Source organism: Microcella daejeonensis (assembly GCF_026625045.1).
In the GTDB taxonomy this organism is placed as follows: Bacteria; Actinomycetota; Actinomycetes; order Actinomycetales; family Microbacteriaceae; genus Microcella; species Microcella daejeonensis.
This window is the reverse complement of record NZ_CP113089.1, coordinates 2,639,488-2,653,036: the sequence shown is the minus strand read 5'-3', so window position 1 is coordinate 2,653,036 and position 13,549 is coordinate 2,639,488. Positions and strand designations below refer to the sequence as shown.

The 13,549-nt window shown below is 72.8% G+C and carries 12 protein-coding genes; 9 read left to right on the top strand and 3 right to left on the bottom strand.

What is annotated here, in order from left to right; all coding sequences use genetic code 11:
- Nucleotides 1-12: 12 nt before the first annotated feature.
- Entirely contained in the window at nt 13-1,836 is a 1,824-nt protein-coding gene (locus tag OVN18_RS12770) for a glycoside hydrolase family 15 protein (protein ID WP_267781143.1), read from the bottom strand.
- A gap of 81 nt (nt 1,837-1,917) precedes the next feature.
- On the opposite strand from OVN18_RS12770, the gene OVN18_RS12765 reads away from it, so the two are divergent.
- Both OVN18_RS12765 and OVN18_RS12760 read left to right on the top strand, forming a co-directional pair.
- Nucleotides 1,918-3,297: a glucose-6-phosphate dehydrogenase gene (locus OVN18_RS12765; protein ID WP_267781141.1), complete on the top strand. Its 1,380-nt coding sequence runs from the start codon at nt 1,918-1,920 to the stop codon at nt 3,295-3,297.
- The gene (locus OVN18_RS12760; RefSeq protein ID WP_267781140.1) at nt 3,294-4,088 is read left to right on the top strand and encodes an SDR family NAD(P)-dependent oxidoreductase; all 795 of its coding nucleotides are present in this window, start codon (nt 3,294-3,296) and stop codon (nt 4,086-4,088) included. The genes OVN18_RS12765 and OVN18_RS12760 overlap by 4 nt, the downstream gene beginning before the upstream one ends.
- On the opposite strand, the gene OVN18_RS12755 is transcribed toward OVN18_RS12760, so the two are convergent.
- Complete coding sequence (locus OVN18_RS12755) at nt 4,085-4,555, bottom strand: hypothetical protein (RefSeq protein ID WP_267781139.1); 471 nt, start codon at nt 4,553-4,555, stop codon at nt 4,085-4,087. The two genes, OVN18_RS12760 and OVN18_RS12755, sit on opposite strands and share 4 nt — an antisense overlap.
- Nucleotides 4,556-4,672: 117 nt before the next feature.
- Between OVN18_RS12755 and OVN18_RS12750 the strand changes: the two genes are divergently transcribed.
- The 4 genes from OVN18_RS12750 to OVN18_RS12735 all read left to right on the top strand — a co-directional run bounded on the left by OVN18_RS12750 (nt 4,673) and on the right by OVN18_RS12735 (nt 7,189).
- Entirely contained in the window at nt 4,673-5,329 is a 657-nt protein-coding gene (locus tag OVN18_RS12750) for a CDP-alcohol phosphatidyltransferase family protein (protein ID WP_267781137.1), read from the top strand.
- A complete protein-coding gene (locus OVN18_RS12745; RefSeq protein WP_267737404.1) occupies nt 5,322-5,822 on the top strand; it encodes an FHA domain-containing protein in 501 nt (166 codons plus the stop codon). The genes OVN18_RS12750 and OVN18_RS12745 overlap by 8 nt, the downstream gene beginning before the upstream one ends.
- On the top strand, nt 5,822-6,526 hold the full coding sequence (gene ftsR, locus OVN18_RS12740) for a transcriptional regulator FtsR (RefSeq protein WP_407666045.1): 705 nt from the start codon (nt 5,822-5,824) through the stop codon (nt 6,524-6,526). The genes OVN18_RS12745 and ftsR overlap by 1 nt, the downstream gene beginning before the upstream one ends.
- A 117-nt stretch (nt 6,527-6,643) precedes the next feature.
- Nucleotides 6,644-7,189 (top strand): MerR family transcriptional regulator, encoded by a 546-nt coding sequence (locus OVN18_RS12735; protein ID WP_324287713.1) that lies wholly within the window; start codon nt 6,644-6,646, stop codon nt 7,187-7,189.
- Between the two features lie 129 nt (nt 7,190-7,318).
- Here OVN18_RS12735 and OVN18_RS12730 read toward each other — a convergent pair whose 3' ends face one another.
- A complete protein-coding gene (locus OVN18_RS12730) occupies nt 7,319-8,122 on the bottom strand; it encodes a ParA family protein (RefSeq protein WP_168915902.1) in 804 nt (267 codons plus the stop codon).
- 120 nt (nt 8,123-8,242) lie between these two features.
- On the opposite strand from OVN18_RS12730, the gene OVN18_RS12725 reads away from it, so the two are divergent.
- From OVN18_RS12725 to OVN18_RS12715, 3 genes are all read left to right on the top strand, one after another.
- Nucleotides 8,243-11,641, top strand: coding sequence for a pyruvate carboxylase (locus tag OVN18_RS12725; protein WP_267781135.1), 3,399 nt, complete (start codon nt 8,243-8,245; stop codon nt 11,639-11,641).
- Nucleotides 11,642-11,733: 92 nt separating this feature from the next.
- Nucleotides 11,734-13,011 carry a MinD/ParA family ATP-binding protein gene (locus OVN18_RS12720; protein WP_267737400.1) on the top strand — a complete coding sequence of 426 codons (1,278 nt, stop codon included), beginning with the start codon at nt 11,734-11,736 and terminating at the stop codon, nt 13,009-13,011.
- A gap of 9 nt (nt 13,012-13,020) precedes the next feature.
- Complete coding sequence (locus tag OVN18_RS12715; protein ID WP_267737399.1) at nt 13,021-13,518, top strand: peptide deformylase; 498 nt, start codon at nt 13,021-13,023, stop codon at nt 13,516-13,518.
- Nucleotides 13,519-13,549: the final 31 nt, after the last annotated feature.

The following is a 13,549-nucleotide window of genomic DNA, read 5'->3' as shown; positions in this document are numbered from 1 at the left end:
CCCGTGCGCGCGTCAGGGGGTTGCGGCGTCGCCCCTCTGGGTGCTGCGTCCGCGCGCCCCGGCGTCGCTGCGGGCGAGGGCGATCGCATCGGCCGCCCGCACGAGCCCGAGGTGCGAGAGCGCCTGCGGGGTGTTGCCGATGTGCCGGCGCTCGACGACGTCGTACTCCTCGCTCAGCAGTCCCACGTCGTTGGTGAGCCCGATGAGGCGATCCATGAGGGTCTCGGCATCGGCGAGCCGGCCGCCGAGCGCGTAGTTCTCGACGAGCCAGAAGGCGCAGGCGAGGAACGGATGCTCATCGCCGTCGAGTCCGTCGACGCCCGATTCGACGCGGTAGCGCAGCGGCAGGCCGTCGCGCAGCAGGGTGCGCTCGATCTGCCGCACGGTGGCGAGCATCGCCGGGTCGTCGTAGTCGACGAAGCCGATGTGGGCGAGCTGCAGCAGGGAGGCGTCGACCTCGTCCGTGTCGTAGTGCTGCGTGAAGTAGCCGTCGGCGTGCAGCCCGTTCGCCATGATCTCCTCGCGGAGCCCGTCGCGCAGCCGCTCCCAGTGCTCGGCGTCTCCCGGCTGGCCGTGCTCCCGCACCGCGTGGGCGCCGCGGTCGAAGGCGGCCCAGAGCATCGCCCGCGAGTGGGTGAACCGGCGGTGCGGGCCGCGGATCTCCCAGATGCCGTTGTCCTCGCGGTCGAGGTTCTCCTCCGCGTAATTGAGCAGGGCGACCTGCAGCGACCACGAGAAGGCGTTCTCCTCCACGCCCAGCTCGCGGGCCTCGTCGAGCGCGATGAGCACCTCGCCGAAGATGTCGCCCTGGAACTGCTGGAACGCCCCGTTGCCCACGCGCACCGGCGCCGAGCCCTGGTAGCCGGGCAGCGAGTCGAGCTCGCGCTCCGTGAGGCGGCGCTCGCCGCCGATGCCGTACATGATCTGCAGGTCGTGCGGATCGCCGGCGATCGCGCGCAGCAGCCACTCGCGCCAGGCCATGGCCTCGCCCGAGTAGCCGTGCAGCATGAGCGATTCGAGCGTGAGCGCGGCATCCCGCAGCCAGACGTACCGGTAGTCCCAGTTGCGGGATCCGCCGATCTCCTCGGGCAGGCTCGTCGTCGGGGCGGCGACGATGCCGCCGGTGTCCTCGTGGGTGAGGGCGCGCAGCACCAGCAGCGAGCGGCGCACCTCGGCGTCGTAGGCGCCCGGGGGCGAGCAGGTCGTCGACCACTCCCGCCACCAGGTGCGCGTGCGCTCCAGCTGCTCGTCGACGTCGAGGGCCTCGGGGTTCTCGCGGTGCGAGGGGAACCAGGTGAGCACCGTGTCGTGCACCTCGCCCTCGCGCACGGTGTGCACGGCGCGGTGGGCGTGGTCGACGGGGCGGAACCGCACGCCCCGCACGACGATGGCGTCGGGGCCGGCGATCGCCACGAGCTCCGGCGCGTCGTCCGTGCCGGTCTGACGCACCCACGGCATCGCGGCGGCGTAGTCGAAGCGGATCCGCAGCATGTGCTCCATCTCGACCTCGCCCTGGATGCCGCGCACCCGTCGCACGACGTCGGCGTGCCGGTCGGCGTAGGGCATGAGGTCGATCACCTCGACCTCGCCCGTCGCCGTGCGCCAGCGGCTCACGAGGATGAAGGTGTCCTCCTCGTAGCGGCGCTCGACGAGCTCGGCCTCGCCGCTCGGGGCGAGGCTCCACTGCCCGTGGCTCTCGTCGCCGAGCAGGGCGCCGAAGACCGACGGCGAGTCGAAGCGGGGCATGCAGAGCCAGTCGATCGATCCGGACCTCCCCACCAGGGCCGCGGTGTGGCCGTCGCCGATGAGCGCGTAGTCCTCGATGGGGGCGGGCATGGGCTCCATTCCATCAGTGCGCGCTCCGAATCCGGTGCACGCTCATCGCCCCCCGCGCGGCGCGGCCCTAGCGTGGGGAGCATGCCCGAATCCCGCACCCTCATCGTCCTCGGCGCCACCGGCGATCTCTTCAGCCGCCTCCTGCTGCCCGGCCTCGCCGGCCTCCTCGCCCTCGACGACGCGCCCGTCGCCGAGCTCGAGCTGATCGGGGCCGGCAGCTCCGAGCACTCCGACGAGGAGTGGCGCGCGCGCGTCGCCGAGGGTCTCGCCGACGCCCCGTCCGCCGTTCGCGACCGGGTGCTGGGGGCGACGCGGTACATCCGCACCGATGCGACCGACGGGGATGCCCTCCGAGCGCTCGTCGAGCAGGCGAGCCACCCGGCGGTGCTCTACTTCGCCCTGCCCCCGGCGATCACCCTGCGCGCCGTCGAGGCCCTGGCCGCCGTCGCGCTGCCCGAGGGCGCCCGCCTGGCGATGGAGAAGCCCTTCGGCGCCGACCGCGAGGGCGCGGAGCGGCTCAACGCCCTCCTCGCCGAGCTCGTCCCCGCCGACCGCGTGTTCCGCGTCGACCACTTCCTCGGCATGTCGACCGTCGCGAACCTCATCGGCCTGCGCTTCGCCAACCGCATCCTGGAGGCGGTCTGGAACCGCGAGAGCATCGCGCGCATCGAGATCGTCTTCGACGAGACGCTCGCTCTCGAGGGCCGGGCCGGGTACTACGACGCCGCGGGGGCGCTCGTCGACATGATCCAGAGCCACCTGCTGCTCGTGCACGCCCTCGTAGCGATGGAGCCGCCGGCGAGCCTCGACGCCGACGACCTGCACGCCGCTCTCCTGGAGGCCCTGCGCGCCACGCGCGTCGCCGGGGGCGATGCCGTCGCCGCCAGCCGCCGCGCCCGGTACACCGCGGGGCGCATCGACGGCGAGCAGGTGCCCGACTACACGGCCGAGGAGGGCGTCGACCTCGACAACGCCACGGAGACCCTCGCCGAGGTGCTGCTCGAGGTGCGCACGCCGCGGCTCGAGGGCGTGCCGGTCCTGCTGCGCAGCGGCAAGGCCATCGGCGCCCCCGCGTCGAGCATCCGTCTCGAGCTCGAGCCGCCGCGCGACCGCCCGCGCGGCCTCACCGGTCACGAGGGCCCGGCCGCCATCTCGATCGCCCTCACCCCCGAGCGCCTCTCGCTCGAGCTCGACATCAACGGCAGCGGCGACCCCACCGACCTCGACCGCGTCGCGCTCGAGGCCGACTTCTCGCCCGGCCGGCTCGACGCGTACGGCGAGGTGCTCGCCGGCCTGCTCGGCGACGACCCCACCTTCTCGGTCGCCGCCGAGATCGCCGAGGAGTGCTGGCGCATCGTCGAGCCCGTGCTCGCCGCCTGGCGGGCCGACGAGGTGCCCCTCGACGACTACCCGGCGGGCTCGAACGGCCCCTCCGACTGGGCCCCGATGGGCGCCGCATGACCCGCGCGCTCATCACCGGGGCCACCGCCGGCATCGGCGCCGAGTTCGCGCGCCAGCTCGCCGCGCGGGGCGACGACCTCGTGCTCGTGGCGCGCACGGCCGCACGGCTCGATGCTCTCGCGGCCGAGCTGCGCGCCGCCCACCCGGTGAGCGTCGAGGTGCTCGCGGCCGATCTGCTCGACGAGGCGGGCCTCGCGCGGGTGGATGCCCGGCTCGCCCAGGCGGAGCATCCCGTCGACCTGCTCATCAACAACGCCGGGTACGGCCTCGCCGGCGACTTCGTCGACAACACCCTCGAGCAGGAGCGGCGGCACCACGCCCTGCACGTCACCGTCCCCCTGCAGCTGAGCCACACGGCCCTGCGGGGCATGCTCGCCCGGCGCCGCGGCCGGGTGGTGCTCATCTCGAGCGTGGCCGCCTTCACGCCGCGCGGCACCTACGGCGCGGCGAAGGCCTGGGGCGTCTCCTTCGCCCGCTGGGCGAACCTGCGCTACCGATCGCGCGGGGTGAGCGTCACGGCGGTCTGCCCAGGCTTCGTGCGCACCGAGTTCCACGAGCGGATGGGCGTCGCGGTCGACGGGATCCCGCGCGCGCTGTGGCTCGAGGCCCCGCGACTGGTGCGCCTGGCGCTCCGCGGCATCGACCGCGGCCGCTCGGTCGTCATCCCGACCGCCCGCTACCGCGCGCTCGCGGGTCTCGCCCGGGTGCTGCCCGATCGCCTGGCCGCCGTCGGCGGGTTCCGAGGGGGGAGCGCCGACGCGACGCCCACGCCGGCGTCGGGCGCGCTCTAGACGAGAGCCGGCTGCGGGGCGTCCGCGTCCTCGGCCAGCGAGGCCTTCCACGCGACGAGCCGCTGCACGGTCTCGCTCGGATCGGCGGCGAGCACCTCCATGGCGTCGGCGGGCACGAAGTAGTTGATGGCGACCCACGCCCGCACGATCTCGTCCTGGTCGCGGGCGAGCGCGCGCAGGGTGTCGCACGGCGTGTGCTCGTTGCGGGCGACGCAGGCCCGCACGCTCGCCACCGGATCCGTCGCGAGCGCCTCGTAGACCTCGGTGGGGGCGTGGTACGACAGCGCGGCGCTCTCGCGGATGCGCGGGTCGGGGTCGACGGCGAGCCGACGGATGCGCGCGATCTTCGAGGCCGTGACGGCGGGGGAGAGGAACTGCGCCACCGGATCCGGCGACGCGGCCATGGTCGGGGCGCTCGCCGCGAGCTGCCGGCGCTGGGCGGGGGTGTTGAACCGGATGCACGACATGCAGGGGAGGATAACGCGCGGGCGGGCATCCGATCGGTCGGTCGTCGCGGCGCGCCGCGCCTGTCAGCGGATGCTCGGCCGGGGCCGCGCGCCACCGCCCGCCGCTAGGCTGACCGCGTGAGCGAGCACCCCGTCCCCGTGCCGGCCCCCGGGCCCGCGGTGAGCGACCGCGTGCTCACCATCCCGAACCTGCTGAGCGCCGTGCGCCTGCTGCTCGTGCCGGTGTTCCTCGTGCTCGTGCTCGCGGGCGAGGACGTGGCCGCCCTCGTCGTCATCATCATCTCCTCGGCGAGCGACTACCTCGACGGCATCATCGCTCGTCGCTTCGACCAGATGACCCGTCTCGGGCGGCTGCTCGACCCGGCGGCCGACCGACTCTTCATCCTCGCCGCGGTGATCGGACTGGCCGTGCGCGAGGTCGTGCCGTGGTGGCTCGTCATCGTGCTCGTCGGGCGCGACGTCATGCTCGTCCTGCTCGGCGTGGTGCTCGCCCAGCACCGCTACGGCCCGCTCCCCGTCCACCACCTCGGCAAGCTCGCGACGTTCGCGCTCTTCTACGCCCTGCCGATCCTCGTCCTCGGGCAGGCCTTCCCCGAGGTGGGGGCGTTCACGGATCCGCTCGGCTGGGCGCTCGCGCTCTGGGGCGCCTTCCTGTACTGGTGGGCGGGTGCGCTGTACCTGCGCCAGACGCTCGATCTGGTCAGGGGATCGGAGCCGTGGCGCCCGGTCGCATCCGATAGGGTTGACGACTCAAGGAGGTCGACCGATGGCTGAGATTCCGCCCACGCATCCCGCGGGCATCACCCCCGATGGCGATCCCGGCGCGGGGTCCTCCGACGAGAACCGTCAGGACACCACCGTCCACCTCGGTGCCGAGTTCGCGGCGCAGCTCGCGGCCATGGAGGCCGGCGTCTCGCTCGAGGAGCAGGAGGCCATCGCGGCGCTCCCCTCCGGCTCCGCACTCCTCATCGTGCGGCGCGGCCCCACTCTCGGCGCCCGCTTCCTGCTCGACGCCGACGTCACGGTCGCGGGCCGTCACCCCGACGCCGACATCTTCCTCGACGACGTCACGGTCTCGCGCAAGCACGCCGAGTTCGCCCGCTCGGGCAAGACCTTCGTCGTGCGCGACCTCGGCTCGCTCAACGGCACCTACTTCAACGGCGAGCGCTTCGACGGCTCGGCTCCGCTCGTCGACGGCTCGGAGGTGCAGGTCGGCAAGTTCCGCCTCACCTTCTACGCCTCCCGCTCCGACCTCCCGGGCGCCTAGTGGTCGCACGGTCCGCCGCAGCCCGGTCGGGCGCCGCGGGGCCGGCACTGCTGAGCATCGGACAGGTGCTCGCGAAGCTGAGCCCCGAGTTCCCCGACCTCACGCCCTCGAAGCTGCGCTTCCTCGAGGAGCAGCAGCTCGTCACCCCGCAGCGCACCGAGTCGGGCTATCGCAAGTTCTCCGGCGCCGACGTCGACCGGGTGCGCTTCGTGCTCGCCATGCAGCGCGACCACTACCTGCCGCTCAAGGTCATCCGGGGCTACCTCGCCGATCTCGACGCGGGGCGCACTCCGACGCTGCCGATGGGCGGCCCGGTGCCCGTGCCGTCGATGCTCGCCACCGAGCGCCGCTTCAGCCGCGACGAGCTGCAGCGCGAGGCGGGCGCCGGCCCTGCCCTGCTCGGCGACGCGATCACGGCATCCCTCATCGCCCCCGCCGAGACGTACGGCGATGACGCGGTCCAGGTGCTCAAGGCGCTCGTCGAGCTGCAGCGCTCGGGGATCGAGCCGCGTCACCTGCGCGGGTTCCGCGCGGCGGCGGAGCGCGAGCTCGGGCTCATCGAGAGCGCCCTCATCCCCGTCGCCCGACGGGCGGACCCGTCGAGCCGCGCCCGTGCCGCCGAGCTCGCCCGCGAGATCGCGGCGCAGCTCGAGATCGTGCGCTCGAGCCTGATCAGATCGGCCCTCGGCAGGCTACAGTCGTAGTCGAGCCCGACACGCCGGGCCGCCCGATCGGATGTCTCCGGTTCGCGCGGGCCGGATCGCTAGTGTGGCTCCTGTGGCGCTAACTGTCACGGTGAACATGAAGGTTAGGTATCGGTCATGAGCGAAGTCCGCCGCAGCGATGATCGCTACGACATGGAACTGCTCTTCACCGACGGCCTGCCCGAGCTCGACGACCAGGCCGGCTACCGCGGGGCGGTCGCCGCCCGCGCCGCCGGTATCTCCTACCGCCAGCTCGACTACTGGGCCCGCACCGAGCTCGTCGAGCCCACCGTGCGCGGCGCCTCCGGCTCGGGCACGCAGCGCCTCTACGGCTTCCGCGACATCCTCGTGCTCAAGCTCGTCAAGCGCCTCCTCGACACCGGCATCTCGCTCCAGCAGATCCGCACCGCCGTCAACCAGCTGCGCGAGGCGGGCGTCAGCGACCTCGCTCAGACGACGCTCATGAGCGACGGCGCGAGCGTCTACCTCTGCACCTCCGACCACGAGGTCATCGACCTCGTCAGCCGCGGCCAGGGCGTCTTCGGCATCGCCGTCGGCAAGGTTCTGCGCGAGGTCGAGAGCACCCTCGTCGAGCTCGACTCCACCCCGGCGGAGGATCCCTCCGACGAGCTCGCCGCGCGCCGCGCGACCCGCGCCTCCTAGCGGCCGAGCGCGTCGCCGCGCACTCGGGGTGCGCCCCGTCGTGCCGGGTCATCGTCGTGCCGGCGGACCGGCGTCTCACGGGGACCGCGGGCGGGCATCCACCGCCCTGATCGACGGCGGGATGCTCGGCTAGCGCTGCGCGTACTCCCCGAGCCGCCCCGTGCGCATGACGCGGTCGAGCAGCTGGTCGAAGTTGCGCGCCATCTCCTGGGCGCTCTCGCCCGGCCAGATGTGCAGGGGCTTCGCGGCGCCCTGGGCCTGCTGCAGCGAGGTGCGCTCGGGCAGCTGAGGGGCGAGAACGAGCGGCCCGAACATGTCGCGCAGCTCCTTGATGCGGAACTGGTGCTCGAGGCTCTGCACCCGGGCGCGGTTGACGATGATGCCGAGGGGCTGCAGCCGGGGGGAGAGGCCGCGGCGGATCTCCTCGATCGCGCGCAGGGCCCGATCGGCGGCGGCGACCGAGAACAGGCCGGGCTCGGTGACGACGACGACGCGGTCGCTCGCGGCCCAGGCCGTGCGGGTGAGGGCGTTGAGCGAGGGGGCGCAGTCGATGAGCACGAGGTCGTAGTCGGCCTCGACGTGGGCAAGGGCCTCCTCGAGCTTCCAGATCTCGCGGATGCTCGGGTGCGGTCCGTCGAAGTTGATCGCCGAGGGGCTCCCGATGAGAACGTCGACCGTGCCCTGGCGGCCCCGCGTCCACCCGGAGGGGGCGATGGCCTGCCGCACGATCTTCTCCTTGGGGGAGGAGAGGACGTCGGCGACGTTGAGGTGTCCGGCGATCTGGATGTCCATGCCGGTGGACGCATCCGACTGCGGATCGAGGTCGACCACCAGGGTGCGAAGACCCCGCGAGAACGCCGCCGATGCCAGCCCGAGCGTCACCGTGGTCTTTCCCACGCCGCCCTTCAGGGAGCTGATGCTCAGTACGTGCACGATCAACGACCCTACCTTCACTATGGTGGAACCGCGCACTCCCCGCGCCGTCGCACGAGCCGTCACCATCGCGCACACGCAGCCCTCCGCCTCCGCGCGGCCGCCCGCCGAAAGGGATCGATGTTCCGGAAAATCCTGGTCGCCAACCGCGGAGAGATCGCGATCCGCGCCTTCCGCGCCGCCTACGAGCTGGGGGCCAAGACGGTCGCCGTCTTCCCCTACGAGGACCGCAACTCTATGCATCGGCTGAAAGCTGATGAGGCGTACCAGATCGGCGAGCCGGGGCACCCCGTCCGGGCCTACCTCGACGTCGACGAGATCATCCGCGTCGCGAAGCTCGCCGGCGCCGACGCCATCTACCCGGGCTACGGGTTCCTCAGTGAGAACCCCGACCTCGCCCAGGCCGCCGCCGACGCCGGCATCACCTTCATCGGCCCGCCCCGCTCGGTGCTCGAGATGGCCGGCAACAAGGTGACGGCGAAGGAGAAGGCGATCGCGGCGGGCGTCCCGGTGCTCAAGTCGAGCCCGGCGACCACCGACATCCAGGTGCTGCTCGACGCCGCCGACGAGATCGGGTTCCCCGTGTTCGCGAAGGCCGTCGCGGGCGGCGGCGGGCGCGGCATGCGCCGCGTCGAGCGCCGGGAGGATCTCGAGGACGCGCTCAAGGCCGCCATGCGCGAGGCCGACAGCGCCTTCGGCGACGCGACCATGTTCGTCGAGCAGGCCGTCGTGCGCCCCCGGCACATCGAGGTGCAGATCCTCGCCGACGCCCACGGCGGCACCGTTCACCTGTTCGAGCGCGACTGCTCGGTGCAGCGCCGCCACCAGAAGGTCGTCGAGATCGCGCCGGCCCCGAACCTCGACGAGGGCGTGCGCCAGGCGATGTACCGCGACGCCATCGCCTTCGCGAAGTCGATCGGCTACGTCAACGCGGGCACGGTCGAGTTCCTGCTCGACACCGCGGGGGAGCGCGCGGGCGAGCACGTCTTCATCGAGATGAACCCGCGCATCCAGGTCGAGCACACCGTGACCGAGGAGGTCACCGACGTCGACCTCGTGCAGTCGCAGATGCGCATCGCCTACGGCCAGACCCTCGCCGAGCTCGGGCTGGAGCAGGAGAGCATCCACCTGCGCGGCGCGGCCCTGCAGTGCCGCATCACGACGGAGGACCCGGCGAGCGGCTTCCGCCCCGACACCGGCAAGATCACGACCTACCGCTCGCCCGGCGGCGCCGGCGTGCGCCTCGACGGCGGCACGATCGCCTCCGGCGCGCAGATCTCGCCCCACTTCGACTCGATGCTCGCGAAGATGACCTGCCGCGGTCGCGACTTCGCCGCAGCCGTCTCCCGCTCGCGTCGCGGCCTCGCCGAGTTCCGCATCCGCGGCGTGACCACGAACATCCCCTTCCTGCAGGCCGTGCTCGACGACCCCGCGTTCCAGGCGGGCGACCTCAGCACCTCCTTCATCGAGGAGCGGCCGCACCTCGTGCGCAGCAACGCCTCGAAGGATCGCGGCACGAAGGTGCTCAGCTGGCTCGCCGACGTCACCGTCAACCAGCCGCACGGCGCCGGAACCGGCATCATCGACCCCGCGCTCAAGCTGCCGACGGTCGACCTCGAGGCGTCGGCGCCCGAGGGATCGCGCCAGCGCCTGCTCGAGCTCGGCCCCGAGGGCTTCTCCCGCGCGCTGCGCGCGCAGACCGCCCTCGCCGTCACCGACACGACCTTCCGGGATGCCCACCAGTCGCTCCTCGCCACGCGGGTGCGCTCGCGCGACCTCACCGCGGTCATGCCGCACGTCGCGCGGCTGACGCCGCAGCTGCTCAGCGTCGAGGCCTGGGGCGGAGCGACCTACGACGTCGCCCTCCGATTCCTGGGGGAGGACCCGTGGCAGCGTCTCGCGGCCATGCGCGAGGCCCTCCCGAACGTCGCCATCCAGATGCTGCTGCGCGGGCGCAACACGGTCGGCTACACGCCGTACCCGACCGAGGTGACCGACGCCTTCGTCGCCGAGGCCGCCGCGACGGGCATCGACGTCTTCCGCATCTTCGACGCGCTCAACGACGTCGACCAGATGCGGCCCGCGATCGACGCGGTGCTCGCCACGGGATCCACGGTGGCCGAGGTGGCGCTGTGCTACTCGGGCGACCTGCTCGACCCGGCCGAGGACCTCTACACGCTCGACTACTACCTGCGGCTCGCCGAGCGGATGGTCGAGTCGGGCGCGCACATCCTCGCCATCAAGGACATGGCGGGCCTGCTGCGCGCCGGCGCGGCCGAGAAGCTCGTCGCCGCGCTGCGCGAGCGCTTCGACCTGCCGGTGCACGTGCACACGCACGACACCGCCGGCGGCCAGCTCGCGACCCTGCTCGCGGCCGCGCGCGCCGGAGCCGACGCGGTCGACGCCGCGAGCGCCCCCTTGGCGGGGACGACCTCGCAGCCCTCGCTCTCGGCGCTCGTCGCCGCGCTCGCGCACACCGAGCGCGACACGGGCATCCCGCTCGAGGCCGTCACCGATCTCGAGCCGTACTGGGAGTCGGTGCGCCGGGCCTACGCGCCCTTCGAGTCGGGCCTGCCGGGCCCCACGGGGCGCGTCTACACGCACGAGATCCCCGGCGGCCAGCTGTCGAACCTGCGCCAGCAGGCCATCGCTCTCGGGCTCGGCGACCGCTTCGAGCTCATCGAGGACTGGTACGCCGCGGCGAACCGCATCCTCGGCCGACCCACCAAAGTGACCCCCTCGTCGAAGGTGGTCGGCGACCTCGCGCTGCAGATGGCGGCGGCGGGAGCCGACCCGGCCGACTTCGAGCAGAACCCGCAGAACTACGACATCCCCGACTCGGTCATCGGCTTCATGGCCGGCGAGCTGGGCGATCTGCCGGGCGGCTGGCCCGAGCCCTTCCGCTCGAAGGTGCTCGAGGGTCGCACGGTCAAGATCGGCACGACCCCCCTCACCGACGAGCAGCGCGCGAAGCTCGCCGGCTCGACGGACGACCGGCGTCTCATGCTCAACCAGCTGCTCTTCGCCCAGCCGACGCAGCAGTTCCTGCAGGTGCGCGAGCAGTATGGCGACCTCTCGGTGCTCGCCACCCCCGACTACCTCTACGGGCTGAAGCCCGGGGTGGAGCACACGATCGAGATCGAGCGCGGCGTGAGCCTCTTCATCTCGCTCGAGGCGATCGGCGAGCCCGACGAGAAGGGCATGCGCAGCGTCATGGCGACGCTCAACGGGCAGATGCGCCCGGTGACGGTGCGCGACCGCTCGATCGCGGTGGACGCCGTGAGCGCGGAGAAGGCCGATCCCGCCCAGCCCGGCCAGATCGCGGCGCCGTTCATGGGGGTCGTGACCCTCAAGGTCGCCGAGGGCGAGAAGGTCGCCGTCGGCCAGACGGTCGCCACGATCGAGGCCATGAAGATGGAGGCGGCGATCACCGCCCCCGTCGCGGGCACCGTGCAGCGGCTCGCCGTGCCGGCCACGCAGCAGGTCGAGGCGGGGGATCTGCTCGTCGTCGTGGGCTGAGCCCGGGGCGCGGGCGGCGGCGCCCGGCCGCGCCCGGCTGCAGCACCGGACGCTAGACTGGCGAGCCGGATCAACAGGAGGAGAGTCGCTCTATGGTGCCTGACCGCGCCCGTCGGGATGACGCGACCGTCGACGACGGACTCGAGCCCTCCGGCGACGATCTCGCCGCCTCGCTGCCCGAGTCCCTCACCATCGAGGTGGCGCTCCCGGCCCCGGTGCGCGTCGCCCCCGACGATGAGACCGCCGTCGCCCTCTCCGGCCAGTCGATCGATCCGGGCGTCATCGAGGTCCTCGAGACCGGCACGACGACTATCGCCCTCGCCGACGACTCCCTCGCCCGCGCCACCACGTCCCCGCCCACCGACACGGGCGGCGTCGCGGTCGCCGACTACACCCGCCATGAGCGGATGCACGGCACGCGCGTCGGCCCGGAGTCGGCCGCGATGCTCACCGCCGACCGCCTCATCGACTCCCGCAGGGGTCTGCGGGCGCAGCCCGAGGGCGCGTGGCCGCGCTTCGTGTACCGCGCGACCCTGCACCGGGTGAACCTCGGAGACTCCCCGAAGGTGCGCGCCCGCAAGGAGCTCGACGCCCGCATCGACATCGCGCTCGAGGGCGGGGCCCGCTTCGTCCCGGTGCTCACCCGCAAGGGCGGTGTCGGCAAGACCACCGTCACCACGCTGCTCGGCATGGCGCTCGCCTCGGTGCGCGAGGACCGCATCATCGCCATCGACGCGAACCCCGACCGCGGCACGCTGAGCGAGCGCATCACCAAGCAGACCCGGGCGACCGTGCGGGATGTCGTGAACCGCGCGGCGAGCATCCAGGGCTACACCGATTTCTCGACGCTCGTCTCGCGCGACGAGACCCGCCTCGACGTGCTCGCGAGCGATACCGATCCGATGCTGTCGGAGGCCTTCGACGAGAACGACTACAACGTCGTCGCCGACCTCGCCGCACGGTACTACTCGATCGTGCTGACCGACTGCGGCACGGGCATCGTTCACTCCGTCATGCGCGCGACGCTGCAGCGGGCCGACTCGATCGTCATCGTCTCGGGCGGCAGCGTCGACGAGGCCCGGCTCGCCTCCGAGACGCTCACGTGGCTCGAGGCGAACGGCTACGGCGCTCTCGTGCGCAACGCTGTCGTCGCGATCAACGCCGGCACCCAGGCCACGAACCTCGTCAAGCTCGACGAGATCGAGGCGCACTTCGCCTCGCGCGTGCGGGCGATCGTGCGCATCCCCTACGACGAGCAGCTCGCGGCGGGCAGCGCGATCAACTGGGACTCGCTGCACCCCACCACCCGCTATTACGCCCGCCAGCTGGCGGCGATCGTCATGGACGGCATGCCCGTCGTGGAGCGCTGACCGCGCCCGATGACCGTCCGCCCCATCCGCCTCTTCGGCGACCCCGTCCTCCGATCGCGCACGGACGAGATCGGCCGCATCGACGACAGCACCCGTCGCCTCGTCGCCGACCTGCTCGACACCGTGCGCGAGCCGGGCCGCGCCGGCGTCGCCGCCAACCAGATCGGGGTCGGCCTGCGGGCGTTCAGCTACAACGTCGACGGCGTCGTGGGGTACGTGCTCAACCCCGTGCTCGTCGAGGTGCGCGGCGAGCCGGAGCCCGTCGACGAGGGCTGCCTCTCCGTGCCGGGCGTCGGCTTCCCGCGGCTGCGCCACCCCTGGGCCCGTGTCACCGGCATCGACCTCGACGGCGCCCCCGTCGAGCTCGCGGGGGAGGGCCTGCTCGCCCAGGCCCTGCAGCACGAGACCGACCATCTCGACGGACGCCTCTACATCGAGGGGCTCGAGCCCGAGGTCAAGCGCGCGGCCATGCAGGCCATCCGTCGCCAGGAGTGGTTCGGCCGCTGACCCCGGCAGCGGCATCCCGCGACCGTCACGG

What these genes read in the sequence shown, in the direction of transcription:
- OVN18_RS12770 (WP_267781143.1), bottom strand. Translation starts at nt 1,836, where the DNA reads ATGCCCGCCCCCATCGAGGACTACGCGCTCATCGGCGACGGCCACACC.
- OVN18_RS12765 (WP_267781141.1), top strand. Translation starts at nt 1,918, where the DNA reads ATGCCCGAATCCCGCACCCTCATCGTCCTCGGCGCCACCGGCGATCTC.
- OVN18_RS12760 (WP_267781140.1), top strand. Translation starts at nt 3,294, where the DNA reads ATGACCCGCGCGCTCATCACCGGGGCCACCGCCGGCATCGGCGCCGAG.
- OVN18_RS12755 (WP_267781139.1), bottom strand. Translation starts at nt 4,555, where the DNA reads ATGTCGTGCATCCGGTTCAACACCCCCGCCCAGCGCCGGCAGCTCGCG.
- OVN18_RS12745 (WP_267737404.1), top strand. Translation starts at nt 5,322, where the DNA reads ATGGCTGAGATTCCGCCCACGCATCCCGCGGGCATCACCCCCGATGGC.
- OVN18_RS12735 (WP_324287713.1), top strand. Translation starts at nt 6,644, where the DNA reads ATGAGCGAAGTCCGCCGCAGCGATGATCGCTACGACATGGAACTGCTC.
- OVN18_RS12725 (WP_267781135.1), top strand. Translation starts at nt 8,243, where the DNA reads ATGTTCCGGAAAATCCTGGTCGCCAACCGCGGAGAGATCGCGATCCGC.
- OVN18_RS12720 (WP_267737400.1), top strand. Translation starts at nt 11,734, where the DNA reads ATGGTGCCTGACCGCGCCCGTCGGGATGACGCGACCGTCGACGACGGA.
- OVN18_RS12715 (WP_267737399.1), top strand. Translation starts at nt 13,021, where the DNA reads ATGACCGTCCGCCCCATCCGCCTCTTCGGCGACCCCGTCCTCCGATCG.